This is a genomic window from Aeromonas veronii (genome assembly GCF_040215105.1).
In the GTDB taxonomy this organism is placed as follows: Bacteria; Pseudomonadota; Gammaproteobacteria; order Enterobacterales; family Aeromonadaceae; genus Aeromonas; species Aeromonas veronii_G.
The window spans coordinates 2,139,152-2,160,326 of record NZ_CP157875.1; the positions used below are offsets into that span (position 1 = coordinate 2,139,152).

At 61.7% G+C, this 21,175-nt stretch carries 14 protein-coding genes; 9 read left to right on the top strand and 5 right to left on the bottom strand.

Annotated features, from left to right (window positions below; translation table 11 throughout):
- Nucleotides 1-37 precede the first annotated feature (37 nt).
- Nucleotides 38-2,800 (top strand): DNA topoisomerase (ATP-hydrolyzing) subunit A, encoded by a 2,763-nt coding sequence (gene gyrA / locus ABNP46_RS09835; RefSeq protein WP_349922200.1) that lies wholly within the window; start codon nucleotides 38-40, stop codon nucleotides 2,798-2,800.
- Between the two features lie 218 nt (nucleotides 2,801-3,018).
- On the opposite strand, the gene ABNP46_RS09840 is transcribed toward gyrA, so the two are convergent.
- On the bottom strand, nucleotides 3,019-4,341 hold the full coding sequence (locus tag ABNP46_RS09840) for a YjiH family protein (RefSeq protein ID WP_349922201.1): 1,323 nt from the start codon (nucleotides 4,339-4,341) through the stop codon (nucleotides 3,019-3,021).
- A gap of 448 nt (nucleotides 4,342-4,789) precedes the next feature.
- On the opposite strand from ABNP46_RS09840, the gene ABNP46_RS09845 reads away from it, so the two are divergent.
- The 5 genes from ABNP46_RS09845 to rplY all read left to right on the top strand — a co-directional run bounded on the left by ABNP46_RS09845 (nucleotide 4,790) and on the right by rplY (nucleotide 11,826).
- Complete coding sequence (locus ABNP46_RS09845; RefSeq protein ID WP_349922202.1) at nucleotides 4,790-5,860, top strand: helix-turn-helix transcriptional regulator; 1,071 nt, start codon at nucleotides 4,790-4,792, stop codon at nucleotides 5,858-5,860.
- Nucleotides 5,861-5,944: 84 nt separating this feature from the next.
- Nucleotides 5,945-6,367: a CBS domain-containing protein gene (locus ABNP46_RS09850; RefSeq protein ID WP_349922203.1), complete on the top strand. Its 423-nt coding sequence runs from the start codon at nucleotides 5,945-5,947 to the stop codon at nucleotides 6,365-6,367.
- A 167-nt stretch (nucleotides 6,368-6,534) separates the two neighbouring features.
- On the top strand, nucleotides 6,535-10,434 hold the full coding sequence (gene hrpA / locus ABNP46_RS09855; protein WP_349922204.1) for an ATP-dependent RNA helicase HrpA: 3,900 nt from the start codon (nucleotides 6,535-6,537) through the stop codon (nucleotides 10,432-10,434).
- Nucleotides 10,435-10,533: 99 nt separating this feature from the next.
- Nucleotides 10,534-11,355, top strand: coding sequence for a hypothetical protein (locus ABNP46_RS09860; protein ID WP_349922205.1), 822 nt, complete (start codon nucleotides 10,534-10,536; stop codon nucleotides 11,353-11,355).
- Between the two features lie 183 nt (nucleotides 11,356-11,538).
- Nucleotides 11,539-11,826 (top strand): 50S ribosomal protein L25, encoded by a 288-nt coding sequence (rplY, locus tag ABNP46_RS09865; protein WP_303804487.1) that lies wholly within the window; start codon nucleotides 11,539-11,541, stop codon nucleotides 11,824-11,826.
- Nucleotides 11,827-11,954: 128 nt separating this feature from the next.
- Here rplY and ABNP46_RS09870 read toward each other — a convergent pair whose 3' ends face one another.
- From ABNP46_RS09870 to selD, 3 genes are read right to left on the bottom strand one after another with little or no spacing between them, the layout of a single operon-like run.
- Nucleotides 11,955-12,599: an MBL fold metallo-hydrolase gene (locus tag ABNP46_RS09870; RefSeq protein ID WP_349922206.1), complete on the bottom strand. Its 645-nt coding sequence runs from the start codon at nucleotides 12,597-12,599 to the stop codon at nucleotides 11,955-11,957.
- Nucleotides 12,593-13,723: a tRNA 2-selenouridine(34) synthase MnmH gene (gene mnmH / locus ABNP46_RS09875; RefSeq protein WP_349922207.1), complete on the bottom strand. Its 1,131-nt coding sequence runs from the start codon at nucleotides 13,721-13,723 to the stop codon at nucleotides 12,593-12,595. The genes ABNP46_RS09870 and mnmH overlap by 7 nt, the downstream gene beginning before the upstream one ends.
- A complete protein-coding gene (gene selD, locus ABNP46_RS09880) occupies nucleotides 13,720-14,757 on the bottom strand; it encodes a selenide, water dikinase SelD (RefSeq protein WP_349922208.1) in 1,038 nt (345 codons plus the stop codon). The genes mnmH and selD overlap by 4 nt, the downstream gene beginning before the upstream one ends.
- A gap of 308 nt (nucleotides 14,758-15,065) precedes the next feature.
- Here selD and ABNP46_RS09885 point away from each other — a divergent pair, with 308 nt between their 5' ends.
- Nucleotides 15,066-15,530 carry an EamA family transporter gene (locus ABNP46_RS09885; protein ID WP_349922209.1) on the top strand — a complete coding sequence of 155 codons (465 nt, stop codon included), beginning with the start codon at nucleotides 15,066-15,068 and terminating at the stop codon, nucleotides 15,528-15,530.
- Nucleotides 15,531-15,636: 106 nt separating this feature from the next.
- Nucleotides 15,637-16,281: a glutathione S-transferase family protein gene (locus ABNP46_RS09890; protein WP_349922210.1), complete on the top strand. Its 645-nt coding sequence runs from the start codon at nucleotides 15,637-15,639 to the stop codon at nucleotides 16,279-16,281.
- Nucleotides 16,282-16,369: 88 nt separating this feature from the next.
- Here the strand turns inward: ABNP46_RS09890 and ABNP46_RS09895 are convergent, their stop codons facing one another.
- Nucleotides 16,370-17,563 carry a class I SAM-dependent methyltransferase gene (locus ABNP46_RS09895; protein WP_349922211.1) on the bottom strand — a complete coding sequence of 398 codons (1,194 nt, stop codon included), beginning with the start codon at nucleotides 17,561-17,563 and terminating at the stop codon, nucleotides 16,370-16,372.
- A gap of 309 nt (nucleotides 17,564-17,872) precedes the next feature.
- Between ABNP46_RS09895 and ABNP46_RS09900 the strand changes: the two genes are divergently transcribed.
- Nucleotides 17,873-21,088 carry an ExeM/NucH family extracellular endonuclease gene (locus ABNP46_RS09900; protein ID WP_349922212.1) on the top strand — a complete coding sequence of 1,072 codons (3,216 nt, stop codon included), beginning with the start codon at nucleotides 17,873-17,875 and terminating at the stop codon, nucleotides 21,086-21,088.
- The last annotated feature ends 87 nt before the right edge of the window (nucleotides 21,089-21,175 follow it).

A 21,175-nucleotide genomic window follows, 5' to 3' on the forward strand; every position in this document is an offset into this window, starting at 1 on the left:
AAGCCAAAGAACAACTAATTAGGGATTAAGGCTTTCTATGAGCGATCTGGCCAGAGAGATCACGCCGGTCAACATCGAAGAAGAGCTCAAGAGTTCCTATCTGGATTACGCCATGAGCGTGATCGTAGGACGAGCTCTGCCGGATGTGCGTGATGGCTTGAAACCGGTTCACCGCCGCGTTCTGTATGCAATGAACGAGTTGGGGAACGACTGGAACAAGCCCTATAAAAAATCGGCCCGTGTGGTCGGTGACGTAATCGGTAAATATCACCCGCATGGCGACAGTGCCGTGTATGACACCATCGTCCGCATGGCGCAGGATTTCTCCATGCGTTACATGCTGGTCGACGGTCAGGGCAACTTCGGTTCGGTGGATGGCGATAACGCCGCCGCCATGCGTTATACCGAAGTGCGGATGGCGCGCATCTCCCACGAGCTGCTGGCCGATCTGGACAAAGAGACCGTGGACTGGGTGCCGAACTATGACGGCACCGAGATGATCCCGGCTGTCATGCCCACCAAGGTTCCCACCCTGTTGATCAACGGCTCCTCCGGTATCGCGGTGGGCATGGCGACCAACATTCCTCCTCACAACCTCACCGAGATAGTGAACGGCTGTCTGGCGCTCATCGAAAATGGTGATCTCACCATCGATGAGCTGATGACCTATGTCACCGGCCCGGACTTCCCCACTGGCGGTATCATCAACGGTCGCTCCGGCATCGTGCAGGCGTACCGTACCGGTCGTGGTTCCGTCTATGTGCGGGCCAAGGCCGAGGTGGAAGTGGACGACAAGAGCGGTCGCGAAACCATCATCGTCCACGAGATCCCCTATCAGGTGAACAAGGCGCGGCTCATCGAGAAGATCGCCGAGCTGGTCAAAGAGAAGAAGATCGAGGGCATCAGCGCCCTGCGCGATGAGTCTGATAAAGACGGCATGCGCATCGTTATCGAGATCAAGCGCGGCGAGTCCGGCGAGATTGTGCTGAACAATCTCTACAAGCACACCCAGATGCAGACCACGTTCGGCATCAACATGGTGGCGCTCGATAACAACCAGCCCAAGGTGATGAATCTCAAGGAGATCCTGGATGCCTTCCTGCTGCACCGCCGTGAGGTGGTGACCCGCAGGACCGTGTTCGAACTGCGCAAGGCGCGGGATCGGGCCCACATCCTGGAAGGTCTGGCGGTTGCGCTGGCCAACATCGACCCCATCATCGAGCTCATCCGTCACTCCGACACCCCGGCGGACGCCAAGGCCAAGCTGGTTGCCCGTGGCTGGGAGCTCGGCAACGTGGCCGCCATGCTGGAAAAAGCGGGTGACGACGCGGCCCGTCCCGAGTGGCTGGAGCCGGAGTTCGGCATTCGTGAGGGTCACTACTACCTGACTGAACAGCAAGCCCAGGCCATCCTGGACCTGCGTCTGCACAAGCTGACCGGCCTCGAGCACGAGAAGATCCTGGAAGAGTATCAGTCTCTGCTGGACCTTATCGCCGAGCTGCTGCACATCCTGGCAAGCCCGGAACGCTTGATGGAAGTGATCCGCGATGAACTGCTGGCGGTACGCGAGCAGTACGGCGACGAACGTCGCACCGAGATCAGCATGTCCAGTGCCGAGATCAACATCGAAGATCTGATCACCCCGGAAGACGTGGTGGTTACCCTGTCTCACCAGGGCTATGTGAAGTATCAGCCGCTCTCCGACTACGAGGCCCAGCGCCGCGGTGGTCGTGGCAAGTCGGCCACCCGGATCAAGGAAGAGGACTTCGTGGAGCGTCTGCTGGTGGCCAACACCCATGACACCATTTTGTGCTTCTCCACCCGTGGCAAGGTCTACTGGCTCAAGGTGTATCAGCTGCCGGAGGCGTCCCGTGGCGCCCGTGGCCGTCCGATTATCAACCTGCTGCCGCTGGAAGAGGGTGAACGCATCACCGCCATCCTGCCGGTGAAAGAGTACAGCGATGACAAGTACGTCTTCTTCGCCACCGCAGACGGTACCGTGAAGAAGACCAGCCTGTCCGCGTTCAGCCGTCCGCTCTCCTCCGGTATTCGTGCCATCAACCTCAAAGAGGGTGATGAACTGATCGGGGTGGACATCACCGACGGCAGCAACGAAATCATGCTGTTCTCCGATGCGGGCAAGGTGGTTCGTTTCGCAGAAGGCAGCGGCCGCGCCGATGCGGCGGATGCCGGTGACGACGTCGAGAACGACGACGATGTCGGCAACGACGATGACGGCAGCGACAACGGCGAAGGTGGCGAAACCAAGGGCACCTTCAAGGGCGTGCGTCCCATGGGTCGTACCGCCGCCGGTGTCCGCGGCATTCGTCTGCCGAGCGGCAACAAGGTGGTCTCCCTCATCGTCCCCCGTGGCGAGGGTGCCATCCTTACCGCCACCGAGAACGGTTACGGCAAGCGCACCGCACTGGATGAATACCCGACCAAGAGCCGCGGTACCCAGGGCGTCATCTCCATCAAGGTGGATGAGCGCAACGGCAAGGTGATTGATGCTATTCAGGTCGAGGATACCGACCAGATCATGCTGATCACCAATGGCGGCACCCTGGTGCGGACTCGCGTCTCCGAGGTGAGCATCATCGGTCGCAACACCGGCGGTGTGCGTCTGATCCGGACCGGTGAAGACGAGACCGTGGTCGGCCTGCAGCGCGTTGCCGAGAGCGACGAGGAAGAGAACGAAGTTGTCGCCATCGACGGTGAGCAGGCGCAAGGTGCGGACAGCGCGCCAGACGCCGGTGCTGCCGACGACGCCAGCGAAGAGGGTGTAGCCGGCGACGAATAATCGCAGTCTGCACCGATAAGAAGAGCGACCTCAGGGTCGCTCTTTTTTTGTCTGTCGCTTGGCCGAAAGGAGAGTTTGCCAATCATGACGTGAACCCGCTTGTTGCGGTGAGAGACATGACCGAGAGACATCACCGAGAAACATGGCAATCTCGTGAACCAGGTAGCAACAAAGCGCCCGAGGGCGCTTTGTTGCTTTTGCCTTGAAAAGATCAGGGCCTAGCTCAGCCAGCCGAGTGTCAGCGCCAGTCGGCCACAGAGCGCCGCCAGCAATATGCCGAGCAGGGTGCGCAGCAGCCAGATCACCACCAGCTGCCCCACGCTCACCGGGATCTTGGTCGCCAGTATGCAAGGGATGGAGGCGGAGAAGAAGAGCACGGAGCTGACCGATACCACGGCCGTCACATAGCGCACCAGCAAGTCAGCATCCTTGAGCAGGATGGCGGGCAGGAACATCTCGGCCAGCCCCGCGGAGAGTGCACGCGCCGTTTCAAGCGGCTCACCCAGATCCAGCAGCCAGGTCATCGGCCACAGCAACCAGCCGAGCAAATCGAACAAGGGCGTGTGCTGGGCCAGCAGCAATCCCAGCAGACCCACCGACAAAATGGTGGGTACCACGGCGGCGGCCATGGTGACGCCATCTTTCAGATTGTCCCTGAGCTGGCGGGAGAGGGAGTCCGCCTGCCGGGATTGGGACAACCCGCAGGCGAGAGCCGTTTGCCAGCGGCTCTGTCCCGCCGGCAGTGGCTCGTCGGTTTCTCCCTCATCGCTCATGGTGCTGATGGGGGGAACACGGGCCAGGATGGCGGTGATGACAAAGGTGATGACCAGGGTGGACCAGAAGTAGAAGTTCCAGTGCCCCATCAGGTTGAGGGTCTTGGCCACGATGATCATGAAGGCGGCGGAGACGGTGGAGAAGCCGGTGGCGATGATGACGGCCTCCCGTACCGTGTATTTCCCTGAGAGGAAGACCCGGTTGGTGATGAGCAGACCGACCGAATAGCTGCCGACAAAGGAGGCCACCGCATCGATGGCGGAGTGGCCGGGGGTACGCCAGAGCGGGCGCATCACGGGCTGCATCAGGACGCCGATGAGTTCAAGCAACCCGAATCCGAGCAGGAAGGTGAGGGCCATGGCGCCGATGGGAACGATGAGGCCCACCGACATGGCGAGCTTGTCGAACAGGAAGGGCAATCTGTCCGGCGTCATCAGCCAGGCGGGACCAAGATCGGTGACATACAACACGGCCAGCCCCAGCCCCAGCAGCTTGAACAGACTCAGTACCCGATCGATGGGGCGGGCACGCCAGCGCCCGTCCAGCAGGGGCGTGATGGCGCCGTAAGCGATAAGCAGCAGGATGAGACCCACGGCAAGGGGACGTTTGGCGATCAGAAAGCCGGCCAGGTGGTCCACCAAAATGGTGCTGCGACCGGCGAGCTCGAAGGGAACGAAAAAGATGGCGATCCCGAGCAGGCTGGTAAGCAGCAGTTTGATCCCGGCCCCGGAGCGGGCAGGGGCAGTCAGGGTATTTTCAGGCTCCATGGTTCCTCCTTGTGATCCTCATGGGTCAACTCCTTTTGCATGGTTATTTGTATATACAATATCGACCATGGGTCAAAATGGAAGCAAAAAATTCACCAAAAAATAACAAATTAAAAGGGAGGAGTCGTATGGGTTTCATGCTGTCAGAGCCAGACGGGATCGCTTGAAGCCAGTGATGAGGCGGGGCTGCTGCCTAGGGGTAGAGAAGGGAGATAGGCTAGCGGTGGTGCCGACGTGGCGCGTTTGGAATAGAAGCTGTCTTTAATCGACCAGAAAAAGTTGAAACATTAGTTCGGATTTATAAACTTTTTTTACCATATTCATATGTATCGTTTTCATGACTATTCATGGATTAGTTATAAAGGCTTTATTGATTTGATGGCTTCTCGAGTTTCCCATTGCAGAGTAAGATGCCTCTTCAATAAAAATAAGAATTAGGAGTTCGGGTGTGAAGGCATTAGTAAAAGAAAGGATATCGCCCTATATCAGCCAGTTATATGAGTGCGGTATTAATGATTCTGACATTAAGTTGGTGGTGGATCAATTTCGCGTTGATCTATCCGGCAGCTCGTCCCTGTTTTTATTGCGGGATGATGACAAGAGCGCCGGTATCAAGCTCTTTGCGAGCGGCTTGACCGAGGCCCAGCAGCAGTTTTATGTGCAACACCATCGCCAGGATGTGTGGTTCAATCATTATCTGGACAAGGGCTGCCAGGGGATCGTCAATGCCAATGCCATCTCCAGTTCACCGGGTCTGCTGGCGAGTTTTGGTGCCCAATATGCGGCGGGCGGCGTCTGCCGGGTGAAGGGACGGGGCCTCAGCAGTCTGTGCAGTTATCGTGGCAGCACTCAGGATGATTTCAGCGCCCAGGATATCTCTTCCCTCGGCGAGATCTATTCCGGCCTGGCGGCCTGGAGTCAGCACTATTGGAACCTGCTCGCCCTGGAAACGCAGAATTATCAGCTACAACAACTGGTTAAAAACCATAATAAACCCAGTGCCATCATTGATGACAAGGGACATATTCATTATTCCAATGTGGCGTTCAATCGTATCTCCGATGAAAATGTGGAGCTGCGGGCGAGCAATGGCATTTTTTCGCTGCAAAATAAGGATCAGCAACGCCAGTTCAAGGAGATATTGAACGGCTTCTCCTATTTGTTGCCGGGGGCCAGCGCTTATATGTCTATTCCCCGTCAGGCGGATTTGCGACCGCTGCTGGTGCAATGCACCCTGATGAGTGGCCTCAGCCGCTTCGAGCGCTATGTGGAAGTGGTGCTGCGCGACCCCGAGCACGCCTTCAACCCGGACATCGAAGCCCTGGCCAGCCTCTATCCTCTCACCATCGGCGAGAAAGAGCTGCTGGTGCTGATGAGCAAGGGGTACAGCAGCAACGACATCGCCGCATTGCGCGGGGTCAAGGTAGAGACGGTGCGATCCACCCTGAAGGGGGTCTTCAAGAAGACCGATTGCCACAGCCAGAACGAATTGCTGCTGTTGCTGCAGTCAATCTCCTGATCTTCGGCAGGCTATGCTTGGAGTGAGCCGGACATCCTGCCCGGCTTGCGCCTCCCGCCTGGGAGGCCTGTTGGGGGAAGCGTCATGGAATCACTCAAGGCGAAGGATTATATGCAGACCCGGCCCATCACGTTCAGCGCAGACATGATGGTACAGACCGCCGTCACCAAGTTTCTCAACAGCCATCAGCTCGGTGGCCCTGTGGTGGACCCCCAGGGCCACCTGATCGGCTGGGTGTCGGAGCAGGACTGCATCGCCGTCATGCTCAAGGAGGCCTATCACTGCGAGCAGGTGGCCCAGGTCAGGGATGTGATGCGCAAGGAGGTGCTGGCGGTCGACCCCGACACCAGCATTCTGGAGCTGGCGGAGATGATGATGGGCCAGAAGCCCAAGATCTATCCGGTGGTGGAAGGGGGGCGGTTGCTCGGTGTCATCAGTCGCCACAACGTGATGCAGGCCATTCATGCCCAGCTCGGCACCTGCTTCGTGCATCAGGCCAGGGTGTGACCTAAGCTGGCTCGTGACGGGAGCAGGTCGAATACCTGCTCTTTTTATTTCTGCCAACCGCCTTCATCCGCCAGGAGGTGCTTTAAGGCTTGCACCCTTTCCCCCCGCTCTTTAGGATCTGCCCCAGCTATCGGCCCCTTGCGGGCTTCTCATAAGGAATCAGTACCTTGTCTCTCTCTCTCGAGGCGCTGCGCCGCCGCTTGTCCGCCTGCATGAATCTCGACGCCCGTCGTCTCTCCAGCCGTCTGCACGGGGTCAAGAAGCTGCCAGAGGCCAAACAGGCTGCCGTGCTGGCGACCATAGCCGCGGATCTGGACCTGGCCGAAGCGCGCTACCAGTCTCGTCTGGCGGGTGTCCCTAAGGTCACCTATCCGGACAACCTGCCGGTCAGCCAGAAGCAGGCGGAGATCGCCCGTGCCATCCAGGATCATCAGGTGGTGATCATCGCGGGCGAAACCGGCTCCGGCAAGACCACCCAGATCCCGAAGATCTGTCTGGCGCTGGGGCGCGGGGTGAAAGGTTATATCGGCCACACCCAGCCGCGGCGTCTGGCGGCCCGCACCGTGGCGGCCCGCATCGCCGAGGAGATGGAGTCAGAGCTCGGTCAGTACGTGGGCTACAAGGTGCGCTTCACGGATCAGGTGAGCGAGCAGACCCACATCAAGCTGATGACCGATGGCATCCTGCTGGCGGAGATCCAGCATGACCGTATGCTGACCCAGTACGACACCATCATCATCGATGAGGCCCACGAGCGCAGCCTCAACATCGACTTCATTCTGGGCTATCTCAAACAACTGTTGCCGAAGCGGCCCGATCTCAAGGTGATCATCACCTCGGCCACCATCGATCCCCAGCGCTTCTCCCGCCACTTCAACCAGGCACCCGTCATCGAGGTGTCCGGTCGCACCTACCCGGTGGAAGTGCGCTATCGGCCCCTGATGGAGGGGGAAGGGGATCGCGACGAGCTGCAAGGCATCTTCGATGCGGTGGAAGAGCTGGCCCGGGAAGGGCTCGGTGACATCCTCATCTTCATGAACGGCGAGCGGGAGATCCGCGACACCGCCGATGCCTTGCGCAAGCTGAACCTGCGAGACACCGAGGTGCTGCCGCTCTACGCGCGCCTCTCCAACGTCGAGCAGAACAAGGTGTTCCAGCAGCATGCCGGACGACGCATCGTGCTCGCCACCAACGTGGCGGAAACTTCTCTGACTGTGCCGGGCATCCGTTACGTGATAGACCCGGGTACCGCTCGCATCAGCCGCTACTCCTGGCGCACCAAGGTGCAGCGCCTGCCCATCGAGCCGGTCTCCCAGGCGAGTGCGAACCAGCGTAAAGGGCGCTGCGGCCGGGTGGCCGACGGTATCTGTATCCGCCTCTACGCCGAGGAGGATTTCAACAATCGTCCGGCGTTTACCGACCCCGAGATCCTGCGCACCAACCTGGCCTCTGTCATCCTGCAGATGCTGGCGCTCGGCCTTGGCAATATGGAAGCCTTCCCCTTCGTCGAGCCGCCCGAATCTCGCCACATCAAGGACGGCCTGACCCTGCTCAAGGAACTGGAAGCGGTCAGGGAGCTGCCTGCCCGCCAGCTGAATGGACGGGAGCTGGAAGAGAAACTGCAGCTTACCGAGACCGGTCGCCAGCTGTCGCGTATCCCCCTTGATCCAAGATTGGCGAAAATGGTGATCACGGCGGCGCAGACCGGGTGCCTGAGTGAGGTCATGGTGATCACCGCGGGGCTGAGCATTCAGGATCCCCGCGAGCGCCCCATGGAGAAGAAGCAGGCCGCGGACGAGCAGCACAGGCGTTTCGAGGACAAGGATTCCGACTTCCTCGCCTTCGTGAACCTCTGGAACTACCTCAAAGAGCAGCAGGATGTGCTCGGCAGCAATCCGTTCCGCCGCCTGTGTCAGAAGGAGTTCCTCTCCTATCTGCGGGTGCGCGAATGGCAGGATATCCACTTCCAGCTGCGCCAGACGGTCAAAGAGCTTGGCTTTAAAACCAATGCGGAGCCGGCGGATTTCAAGACGGTGCACTGCGCCCTGTTGACGGGCCTGCTCAGCCATATCGGCAACAAGGATCTGGAGAAGCCCGAGTTTCTCGGTGCCCGCAACGGCCGCTTCCACCTGTTCCCGGCGTCGGGTCTGTTCAAGAAGCCGCCCAAATGGGTGATGGCCGCCGAACTGGTGGAGACCTCGCGCCTCTACGCCCGTATCAACGGCAAGATTGAACCCGAGTGGGTGGAGCCGCTCGCCGGCCATCTCATCAAGCTACATCACAGCGATCCCCACTGGTCGAAGAAAAATGGCGCCGTCATGGCCAAGGAGAAGGTGACCCTCTATGGCTTGACTCTGGTCAATGAGCGTCTCATCAACTTCAGCCGCATCGATCCCGCCCAGTGCCGTGAGCTATTCATCCGCCGCGCCCTGGTGGAAGGGGACTTCGAGACCCGTCACCGTTTCTTTGGCGAGAACAGAAAACTGCTGGCCGAGGTGGAGGCGCTGGAGCACAAGTCCCGGCGCCGGGACATCCTGGTGGATGACGAGGACTTGTTCCGCTTCTACGATGCGCGCCTGCCGGAGGAGATCATCTCGGCCCGCCACTTCGACAAGTGGTGGAAGGAGGCGCAGAAGCAGGATCCCGAGCGGCTCAACTTCGAGAAAGAGATGTTGATGAAGGGGGATGCGGCCCACATCAGCGATCTCGACTACCCCAATCTCTGGCAGCAGGGGCGCCTCAAGCTCAAGCTGACCTACCAGTTTGAACCGGGGGAGGCGGCCGATGGCGTCACCCTGCATATCCCATTGCCGCTGCTCAATCAGGTGGAGGTGAAGGGTTTCGAGTGGCTGATCCCGGGGATGCGCCACGAGCTGTTGGTGGCGCTCATCAAGTCCATGCCCAAACCCATGCGCAAGAACTTCGTGCCGGCACCGAACTACGCCGATGCCCTGCTCGCCAGCATCAGCCCGGAGCAAGGGCCGCTGCTCGACGAGATGGAGCGCCAGCTGCGCCGCATGACCGGGGTCACCGTGCCCCGTGAAGCCTGGGACTGGGCTGCGGTGCCCGATCACCTGAAACTCACCTTCCGGGTGGTGGACGAGAAACAGAAAAAGGTCGCGGAAGGCAAGGATTTGGAGGCGCTGAAAGAATCCCTGCGCGGCAAGGTACAGGAGACCCTGTCTCAGGTGGCGGATGACGACATAGAGCAGTCCGGCCTCACCCTGTGGAGCTTTGGCGAGTTGCCCAAGGAGTACAGCCAGAAGCGGGCTGGATTCGAGGTCAAAGCCTATCCGGCATTGGTGGACGAGAAGGACTCGGTCTCCATCCAGCTGGTGGAGAGCCCGGCGGCGCAGCAGCAACTGATGTGGGCGGGCCAACGACGGCTGGTGCTGCTGGGGGTGCCATCCCCCATCAAGTACCTGCAGGAGAAGCTGCCGAACAAGGCCAAGCTCGGCCTTTATTTCAACCCTTTTGGCAAGGTGGCCGATCTCATCGATGACTGCATCGCCTGCGGTTGTGACAAGCTCATCGAGCAGCACGGCGGCCTGGCCTGGGACGAGGCGGGCTTCGAGTCGCTCAAGGAGTTTGTGCGCGCCGAGCTCAACGATGCGGTGGTGGAGGTGGCCAAGCAGGTGGAGGCCGTGCTGACCCTGTCCCATGAGATCAAGAAGCGGCTCAAGGGCAAGATGCAGCTCGACACGGCCTTTGCCATGTCGGATATCCAGTTGCAGTTGGACAAGCTCATCCACAAGGGCTTCGTCACCGAGACCGGCTGGCAGCGGTTGCCGGACCTGCTGCGCTACCTGCGCGCCATCGAGCGGCGCCTCGAGAAGCTGGCCATCGATCCGAACCGGGATCGGGTCTACATGCTGAAAGTGCAGAGCGTGGAGTCCGAATACAAGGCGCTGCTTGCCAAGATCCCGAAATCCCAGCTGATCCCGGTCGAGGTGGCCAATATCCGCTGGATGATAGAGGAGCTGAGGGTCTCCTTCTTCGCCCAGCAACTGGGCACCCCCTATCCGGTTTCCGATAAACGGGTGCTCAATGCCATAGCCCAGTGCTAAGCTGCTATCTATCTGTTTTCCTGAATCATTGTGTGATGGACGGAGAAACAGGGGAAAGAGCGAGAGCGGTGCGCATAAAAAAAGAGGGGGAGTGCAACTATGTGGGGGATCTGGTTGGGGGCTGCGCTGGTCAATATCAGCGGCTATCAGCCTATCGCGGAGCAGACCTGGGTGCAGCTCAATCCGGACTATTATCCGGCGCACCGTGCCGTGCCGCCCATTTTCGTGGCCTGGCGGGGCAATCAGTTCCCGCCCCTGGAGCAGAAGCAGAAAAACGGCCGCTGGCAGATCCTCTTCCCCGCCCGCCTGGTGCCGCCGTTTGACCTGTTCGAGGGGGAGGCCCAGCTTTCCAAGGCCTATCTGGCGCGCCTCAAGCGCATCGACGAGATGGCCTATGGGGTGGCCCCCCACCAGAGCGCACCGGTTCAGGCGCTGGCTGCCACGGACATGGTGTCCGGGATGCAACCCTTCATCGCCGAATTCTCCTTGCCTGTGCGGGGCGGGGGGCGGTTGACCGCGGGCGAGCCTCTGCTGGCCAAGCTGGGGTATGGCGCCAATCAAGAGAGCCTGACCCAGCTGGCCTCCCGCTCCATGAGCGTCCCGGAGCAAGCCGGAGAGACCACGCTGACACTGTCGCCCCCCGCCGCCGGGGGCGAGCAGCCTTGCCATCAGGTGGCGGCAGGGGAGACCCTGTGGCGCATCGCGAGCATGCTGGTCTCCCAAGAGGAAGGGCGCGGGAACGATACCTACAGCTATCTGCTGGCGCTGGTGGAGGAGAATCGTACCAGCATGGGAACGGGGATCCGGGTCAAGACCGGTCAGCGCCTCTATTGCCCCAGGGCCGAGACCCTGGCCCAGTTCGATGCCATGAGCCCGGCCCAGCGCCAGCAGCAGTTTGCCCGCCTGGAGCAGGGGCGCTGAAGGAAGAGGAGCCTTGCCGCCCGTGGCGCTGCGCCGTATCGGCCTAGCCTTCGGGATAATGCGGTGAAGCGCGGCCCGCGGCTTGTATCCACCAAGACCCCATGCTAGTATTCGCGCTCGTTTTGCGAGGTGCTGACCGGTCGCAGTCAACACCATACATTCATCTTAAAAGAGATAACTACTATGTCTTTCGTATTCCAAGCTGAAGTCCGTTCTGACCTGGGGAAAGGTGCGAGCCGCCGCCTGCGTCATGCTGACCAAGTTCCTGCCATCGTTTACGGTGCAGGCAAAGAAGCCGTGTCCATCACCCTGGACCACAAAAAGCTGATCCTGGCCCAAGAGAAGCCGGAGTTCTACTCCTCCGAGCTGACCCTGGTCATCAACGGCGAAGAAGTCAAAGTGAACGTGAAGGCTATCCAGCGTCACCCGGTTCGCTACAAGCTGGTTCACCTGGACTTCGTACGCATCTAATTGCGTCAGTCCCGTTGAATGAAAAGCCACTCCCCGGAGTGGCTTTTTGCATTCTGGCGTTAGCGCCAAGGCGTGAGTCTAAAAAGAAGGGCGACCCAAGGGTCGCCCTTCTTTTGTGGGGAGCAGCTCTACCAGGCCGGCTGGGTGAGGTAGGGGTTGCTGACCCGCTCGTGGCCGAAGGTGGAGCTGGGACCGTGGCCCGGGATGAAGACGATGTCATCCCCCAGCGGCAGCAAGGTCTCGGTGATCGAGCGAATGAGGGTGGCGTGATCGCCACGGGGGAAGTCGGTGCGACCGATGCCGCCGGCGAAGAGCACGTCACCAACCCAGGCGAGGCGCTCGGCCTGGCTCAGCAGGATCACGTGCCCCGGGGTGTGGCCCGGGCAGAAATAGACCGCCAGTTCGCAGTTGCCAAGCGCCACCTTGTCCCCCTGCTCGAGCCAGGCGTCCGGGGCAAAGGCTGGGGTGTGGGGGAAGCCGAACATCTGGCTCTGCCTGGGCAGCATGTCGAGCCAGAAGGCATCTTCCCGGTGGGGGCCCGTGATGCTCACCCCGGTGCGGGTGCGCAGCTCGGCGGCGGCGCCCACGTGATCCAGATGGCCGTGGGTCAGCAGGATCATCGAGAGCGTCAGCCCGTGCTTCTCGATGGCGGCCAGCAGCTTGTCTGCCTCGCCACCCGGGTCGATGAGCGCCGCCTGGCGAGTCTCGTCACACCAGATGAGTGAGCAGTTCTGGGCAAAGGGAGTGACTGGAATAATTTCAAATTTCAGCATGTCTGGCTATCCACGTTAGGTCCACAGGCGACTTGTTCTGCGAAATAGGCGAGGCACGCCGCTTTGTCGCCCCTGAAGCGGATCCGTTCCCGCTTGTTGTCGAGCTGATAGAGGTACATGGGGTCGTAGTAGCGGGTCAGCAGCAGCCGGATCCAGGCAAGATGCAGCTCGGTATTGCCGCTGCTCCCCTGCTCGGCGAGGGCGGCCTGCATCAGGGCATCCAGCTCCCGGTGATCCTTGTCCCCGAGGCGCCGCTTGAGGCGGGCCAGGGCATCGGTCAAATAGCTGGCAAACAGCGGCCAGCCTTCCTCGGTCCCGTACATCTCCTGATAGCGCTGCCAGAGATCCTGCACGTAATCGATGCGGATCTGCTCGGCCCGCTCGGCTTGCGGCACATCCACCACCACCAGCGGCGCCTGGCACATGGCCTCATAGAGGTTCAGCGGCAGGGCGCAGCGACCGATGAGGCGACTCTCGTCCTCCACCACGAAGGCGGATTCCCCGAGGTGACGGCGCTTGAGCAGCTCGATGGCGAGTTTGTTCTCGAAGTTGATGTTGCTGGGCTGACCCCCAGGGAGCTGACCGAAGGAGGAGCCCCTGTGATGGGCGTGCCCCTCCAGATCCACCGCCTGGGCAACCTGCTCCAGCATGTGGGTCTTGCCGGAGCCCGTCATGCCGGTCAGCACCGTCCAGTGGCATTCGGCCGAGGCGCTCGCCTGGGTATCGATGAGGAAGCGGCGCAGATCCTTGTAGCCGCCAGCCACCCGGGGGCGAGTAACGCCAGCCTCATGTAGCCACAGCTGCACCGTCTGGGAGCGCAGACCGCCCCGGAAGCAATAGAGCAGGGCATCGGGCTGCTGGCGCAGGTGAGCCAGCCAGCCTTCCATGCGCTCTGCCCGCACATCGCCGCCCACCAGTTGGTGTCCGAGGGCGATGGCGGCGGCCTGACCCTGCTGCTTGAAGCAGGTACCGACCTGGGCACGCTCATCGTCGGTCATCAGCGGCAGGTTGACGGCCTGGGGGAAGGCCCCTTCGTTGAACTCGATGGGGGCGCGCAAGTCGATGAGCGGCACATCGTCCAGGAAGATGCGGGCCAGATCCGTCGCCTGAGGCAAGGCACTCATTGGATGACCTCGATAAAGCGTGCACCAACGAGGGGGGTCATCACCCCGACGGGGGAGAGGGAGAGGCCGGCCTCGGCGGCGATGGCCAGCAGCTCGGCTTCGCTCTCTTTGCCCACCGCCACCAGCAGGCCACCGCTGGTCTGCGGGTCGCACAGGATGTTGCGGGTGCGATCGTCCATGGCATCGAGTTTGTGGCCGTAGGAGTCGTGGTTGCGCAGGGTACCGCCCGGTACGCAGCCCTCGTTGAGGTAGTGGTCCACCTCGGGCAACAGCGGCAGGGCGTTGAAGTCGAGGCGGGCAGAGAGTTGGGAGCCCTCGCACATCTCCAGCAGATGACCGGCCAGACCAAAACCGGTGACGTCCGTCATGGCGTGCACGCCCGGGAGCGCGGCGAAGCGCTGGCCAATCTTGTTGAGGGTACACATGGCCGCGGGGGCCAGCTGCTCGTGCTCGGGCTTGAGCTTGCCCTTCTTCTGGGCCGTGGTGAGGATGCCGATGCCAAGAGGCTTGGTCAGGTAGAGCACATCGCCCGCCTTGGCGGTGTCGTTCTGCTTGATGGCATCGAGCGGTACTATGCCGGTCACCGCCAGGCCGAAGATGGGCTCGGGGGCGTCGATGCTGTGACCACCGGCCAGGGAAATCCCCGCCTCGTGACACACCTGGCGGCCGCCGTCGATCACCTGCTGGGCCACTTCCGGCGCGAGCGTATTGATGGGCCAGCCGAGGATGGCGATGGCGACGATGGGCTTGCCCCCCATGGCGTAGATGTCGCTGATGGCGTTGGTGGCGGCGATGCGACCAAAGGTGAAGGGATCATCGACGATGGGCATGAAGAAATCGGTAGTGGAGACGATGCCCTGACCGTTGCCGATGTCCACCACGGCGGCGTCATCCTTGCTGCTGTTGCCGACGATGAGGGTCGGGTCGTCAAATCCCGGGATCTGGCTCTTGAGAATGGTGTCGAGCACCTTGGGGGAGATTTTGCAGCCGCAGCCAGCGCCGTGGCTGTATTGGGTGAGACGAATGGAAGACATACTGACCCCTCTTGGTTCAAGCTCGCGTGAAGCGGTGCGATATGGGTGCGGTCATCCCATTGCGGACAATCGCAGAAAACGGGTGGGTCCGGGTGGCGGGACGAGTGAGCCGGCGCGCCCTCTGAAGGGGCCCAGGCTGTGCCACCCAGGGCCACGGGACGGGGCATTATGCCACAAAGAGGATGAGGGATCCGATCCGCAATTGAAGAGGGCGCGCTCATGGCCACCGAGGGGCGCCTCGACGAGTTCCCTGTCACTCTCTGCCGACTCTGCTACAACTAGCTCACCCCCGGATGCAAGGTGTCACCATGAGCAGCACGTTTTTCACCTCTTTTTTCTCCAGCCTGAACTGGTTTGGCTGGGCCCTGCTGTCGGCCTGCTTTGCCGCCCTGACCGCCATCTTCGCCAAGGTGGGAGTGGCGCAGATCAATGCGGATCTGGCGACCCTGATCCGCACCGCCATCATCTTCCTGCTGCTCTGCCTCTATGTGGCCGCCACCCGGCAGTGGAGCAATCCGCTGTCGATCTCCGGCCACAGCTGGCTGTTCCTCGGCCTCTCCGGACTCGCCACCGGGGCTTCCTGGCTCTGCTACTTCCGCGCTCTGCAGCTCGGCAACGCCGCCCAGGTGGCCCCCATCGACAAGTTCAGCCTGGTGCTGGTGGTGGTGTTCGCCGTTCTGTTTCTGGGGGAGCGTCCCTCCCTGCGGGAGTGGTTCGGCATCGGTCTCATCGCCAGCGGGGTCATGGTGCTCGCCTTCAAGCCGCAAGGTTAGTGGCGAGATAGTCGTTTTGTGGAACAAATGACTGCCAGTTTTGGATTGTCTGGCGTAACTGATATGCAAAGACTGGGAATGCAACAGAATACAAGGATTCGGTGAGATGAAACTCTATGCCCATCCCTTCTCGTCCTACAGCCAGAAGGTGTTGATCGCCCTCTACGAGAATGCTCTCTCGTTCGAGTACCACAACCTGGAGTCCCCCACGGTGAAGACCGAGCTAGCCAGTCTCTGGCCCCTCAAGCGCTTTCCCGTGCTGGTGGATGAGGGGCGTACCCTGCTCGAGAGCAGCACCATCATCGAGTACCTGCAACTGCGCCACCCCGGCCCTGGCACCCTGGTGCCTGCGGGGGAGGCGGGCATCGAGGTACACATGCTGGATCGCCTGTTCGACAACTATGTGATGAGCCCCATGCAGAAGGTGGTGCTGGACAAGCTGCGCCCGGCGACCGAGTACGACAGTTTCGGGGTGGCCGAGGCGCGGGCCATGCTGGACAAGATCTACCCCTGGCTGGACCAGCACCTCGCCGGGCGAGTCTGGGCGGCGGGGGAGCACTTTACCCTGGCCGACTGCGCCGCCGCGCCTGCGCTCTTCTACGCCGACTGGGCCCACGAGATCCCGTCCACCTGCCCCCAGCTTCGGGCCTATCGTGCCCGCCTGCTGGCCCGCCCCAGCGTCGCCAGGGTGGTGGACGAGGCCAGACCCTATCGCCACTACTTCCCCCTGGGAGCGCCCCAGCGGGACTGAGGCGAAGATCGCCCATAAAAAAACAGGCCCGCAGCGATGGCGGGCCTGTTTGATCAAGGGGTTGGTGCTTTAGCTGATCAAATGTAGATCAGCGGGCGCGCACTACCAAGCCCTTGAGGTAGAAGCCTTCCGGGTAGGCGGTGCCGATGGGGTGATCGGAGGCCTGGGACAAGAGCTCCAGGATCTGGGCATCGCGACCGGCGTCGAGCGCCGCATCTGCCACTATCTTCTGGAACAGGCTCTGCTCCATCAGGCCGGAGCAGGAGTAGGTCAAGAGCACGCCGCCCGGCGCCAGCAGCTGGAAGGCCAGCATGTTGATGTCCTTGTAGCCGCGGCAGGCACCCAGCAACTGGGCCTTGCTCTCGGCAAACTTCGGCGGATCCAGCACGATGACGTCGAACTTCTCGCCCTTCTCGCGGTATTCCCGCAGCAGCTTGAACACGTCGTGACGCACGAACTGGGTGTTGGTGGTATCCAGACCGTTCAGCTCGGCGTTCTGGCGGGCGATGTCCAGGGCGTTTTGGGAGAGATCCACGTTGACCACTTCCCTGGCGCCTCCCTTGAGGGCATAGACGCCGAAACCACCGGTGTAGCAGAAGCAGTTGAGCACCCGCTTGCCTTCAGTGTATTTCGCTGCCGCCAGGCGATTGTCCCGCTGATCCAGATAGAAACCTGTCTTGTGACCGTTACGAATGTCTACAAGGATCTTGACGCCGCCGTTCTCCTCGATGACCACGGGGTCGGTCGGGGTTTCGCCATAGATGACGCCGGTGCGCTCCTTCAGCCCTTCCTTCTTGCGCACTGCGACATCTGAGCGCTCATAGATGCTGCACTCGGGGTAGAGGGTGCGCAGAGCCTGGGTGATGAGCTCGCGCTGGAACTCGGCGCCGGCCGAGAGGATCTGGCACACCAGGAAATTGGCATAGCGGTCTATGGTCAGGCCTGGCAGGCCGTCGGACTCGGCGGCGCAGAGGCGATAGCCGGTCAGACCCTGGCGCTTGATCAGCGGGTCACGAGACTCCTGGGCGTACTGGAGACGGCGGATGAAGAAGTCCAGATCGACGGTCTCGTCCTTGTCGAAGGTCCAGACCCGGGCGCGGATCTGGGAGCTGCCGGACCAGGCGCCGCGGGCGAGCCACTTGCCATCGTTGGCGTAGATCTCGACGGTGTCGCCATCGATGGGGGTGCCTTGCACCTTGTCGATCCCCTTGGAGAAGATCCAGGGGTGACGGCGCAGCAGGGACTTTTCGCGGCCTTTGACGAGATAGATGGAAGCGCTCATGGGGGTTACCGATACCAGAATAAGAGGGGGCGTATTTTAGTGGCAAGCCGGGCTTTACGCCAGCCTTGTCGCAGGCTTTCAGGGGCACGCCATGACGGGGACAGTTGTTAAACCCTGGGGTAAATCTCAGCCTTATCTGTCACTTGCCAGCAACAAACTTCTGCAATTGTTAGCCAGCTCGCGGTGCCTCAAGGGAAAAACGGGCAGAATATGTGCGTCGTATGACTCTTTGTACGGCATGTTCACAAGGTGCGGCGATCACCCGATCGCGATTCAACTGGCAACAATAATCAAGAAGGAAAACTGACGATGTCAGGAAGACACTCCCTGCTGGCCCTCTCGGTCGCCTTGGCGCTGTCCGGCCAGGCCCAGGCCCAGCTGCTCATTACCGAATACCTGGAAGGATCCGGCAACAACAAGGCGCTGGAGCTGAGCAACCTCGGTGCAAATACGCTGGATCTCGGACAATACCGCCTCGCTCTCTATGCCAATGGCCGCGCCCTGGCGGCCGGCCCCACCAACAGCCTGACGCTGCAAGGCACCCTGGCTCCCGGTGCCAGCCTGGTGCTGGCGCACCCCTCGGCGCTGCCCGCGACCCTGGCCAAGGCCAGTCAGACCAGTGGCAACCTGGTGTTCAACGGCGACGATGGGCTGGTGCTCTATCGCGGCGACGAGATAGTCGACAGCCTGGGGCAGGTCGGGGTGGATCCCGGCACGGCCTGGGTCTCCGGCGCCGTCTCGACCCTGGACATGACCCTGCGGCGCAAGGCCAGCGTCAATCAGGGACGCAGCGATGCGACGGCGTCCTTCGACCCGGCCGCCGAATACCTGGCCTTCCCCCGGGATGAAGCGGCCGGGCTCGGTTGCAGCGGCGAGGATAACTGTGATGGTAGCCAGCCACCGGCCTTCGTCTGCCCGGTCGATCAGCTCATCCCGGTGCCCGCCATTCAGGGCACTGGTGATCGCAGCCCTCTGGTGCCCGCCGGCAAGTTTGAGTCCGAGACCGCCTATGCCACCCGCGGCGTGGTGACCCAGGTGGTGAAGGGGCTCTACAAGGGCTTCTTCATCCAGGACGTGCAGGGGGATGGCGATCCCGCGAGCTCGGATGGCCTCTTCGTGCAGAGCAATCAGGTCAGTGCCGATCTGGTACCGGGCGCCGAGGTGTGCGTGTCGGGCAAGGTGAAGGAGTATTACAACCAGACCCAGCTCAGCGCCGATGCCATGACGGTGACCGAGCCCATGGTGGGCCTGGTGCCGGCGGTGGATCTGGTGCCGGTGGCGGGTGAGAGCCTGGCAACCCTGCTGGAGCGTCACGAGGGGATGCGAGTGCGGCTGGTGCCGGCCTCCAGCCTGGTGGTGACCCGCAATTTCAGCTTCGATTACGACGGCAAGCGCAACAACCTGGTGCTGGCCTACGGGGCACCCCTCATCAAGTCGACCCAGAAGTTCCCGGCCATGAGCACGGAGGCGAGCCAGTGGAGCGATCGCAATCGGGTGAACCAGCTGGTGGTGGAGACCGACGCCAAGGCGCCGGACGGTGTGCTGCCCTGGTATCCCGCCTTCGATGCCGAGCAAGGGTATCTGCGCATCGGCGATCGTCTGAACAACCTGGAGGGGGCCATTGGCTACTCCTATGACTTCTACCGGTTGGTGGCGGACAACCAGATAAGTCAGGGCGACGTGGATCACCGTGGCTGGGACAGGGTTGAGACCCCTGAGCTCGCCACGGCGGGGGATCTGCGGGTGGCGAGCTTCAACGTGCTGAACTTCTTCACCACAGTCGTGGGAGGGGATGCCAATCCCACCAACAGCAACCGGGGCGCCCTGACGGTGGGGGAGTTCGAGTTGCAGCGCACCAAGATTGTCAGCGCCATCACCCGCCTCAACGCGGACGTGGTGGGGCTGATGGAGATAGAGAACAACGGTTACGGTGACAACTCCGCCATCGCGAACCTGGTGAATGCCCTCAATGCCGCCCTGCCGGATGAGCAGGATCACTACGCCTTCGTTCACTCTCCCGATGGTCAGCCCATGGGAACGGACGCCATCACGGTGGGGCTCATCTACCGGCCCGCTCGAGTCAGCCTGGAGGGCGCGGCCCAGCTCATTCCGCTGCCGGTGCAGGTGGCCGAGGCCATCGACAGTGCGGGCAAGACGGTCAGCATCCAGCAGGGAATGCGCGACTCTCTGCTGCAGCGCTTCACCTCGCCCAAAGGGGATGCGCCCCTGACCCTGGTGGTCAATCACCTCAAATCCAAGGGTTCGGCCTGTTATGAGGATTACCCCGACTATGTGAGCGCCGATCCCCTGGATGGGCAAGGTCATTGCAACGCCCTGCGGGTCTCCGCCGCCAGGGTGCTGGGGGATAAGCTCAAGCAGGAGCCGGGGGATCTGCTGGTGATCGGCGATCTCAACGCCTACGGGCTGGAGGATCCGGTGCGGGTGCTGACGGATTATGATCCCGCCGCTCAACCCCGCCAGATCATGAGTGCCGCCTTCACCCAGCTGGCGGGCCAGCCTTATGAGGAGCAGGCAACGGCGGTGGGCAAGGGGGCGGGGCTGATCAACCTCAACACCCGGTTCCACGGCACCGACACCTACTCCTACAGCTATGAGGGGGAGCTCGGCAATCTGGATCACGCCCTGGCGAATCCGAGCCTCGCGCAGAAGGTGGTCGGCATCGAGGATTGGCACATCAACTCGGTGGAGAGCAACTTCTTCGAGTACGGCAACAAGTACTCGGGCCAGCTCGGCAAGTCCGAGGGGCCGTTCAGCGCCTCCGATCACGATCCCGTGCTGGTGGCCATCCAGTACCCCTTGCCCCCTGCCGGTGAACTCGGCCTGAGCCTGGGGGCTGCCCAGGTGGAGGAGGGCGGCACCCTGACCCTGGCGGTAGAGCGCAAGGGGGGCAGCCATGGCGCCGCCAGCGTGAGCTGGAGCGTGCAATATGGCAGCGCCGACAGTCAGGATGTGGCGCCGGTCAGTGGTGTCTTGAACTGGTCTGATGGTGATGAGCAGGACAAAATATTGCAGATCCCGACCCTTGCCGATACGAAAAACGAGGGAGACGAGACCTTCACCCTGGTGCTGCACGATGCGAGCGGAGCGGCCCTGGGGGCCCAGTCCCAGACCCTGGTGACCATCAAGGACAAACCGGTCCCCTCGACCATCTCGTTGCAAAACGCGGTGATCAAGGTGAGCGAGGGGCAATGGCTGGCGGAGATCCCGCTGGTGCGCAGCGGCGATCTGAGCAAGCCGGCCCGCGCCCAGTTGGCGCTGGACAGTGGCACGGCCCGCTGGGGGCTGGACTTCCTGCCCTGGTTCGGTCAGTCCGTGAGCTGGGCCGCCGGTGAGGGTGGGGTCAAATCCATCAAGGTGCTGATCATCGACGACTGGTTCGTGGAGCCCACCGAGCAGTTCAGGGTCAGCCTGCAACGTCTGCAGGGGGCTGACGTCGGGCCCGTGCCGCAGAGCCGCGTCGAGATCCAGGACAATGACAAGCCTTGGTGGCCCTTCGGCCGCTGAGTCAGCGGGGCCGCGACGAGTACAAGACAAGGGACCTTCGGGTCCCTTTGTTGTGAGGGCGCGGGGCCTGCTGATCGGGGGCATGCA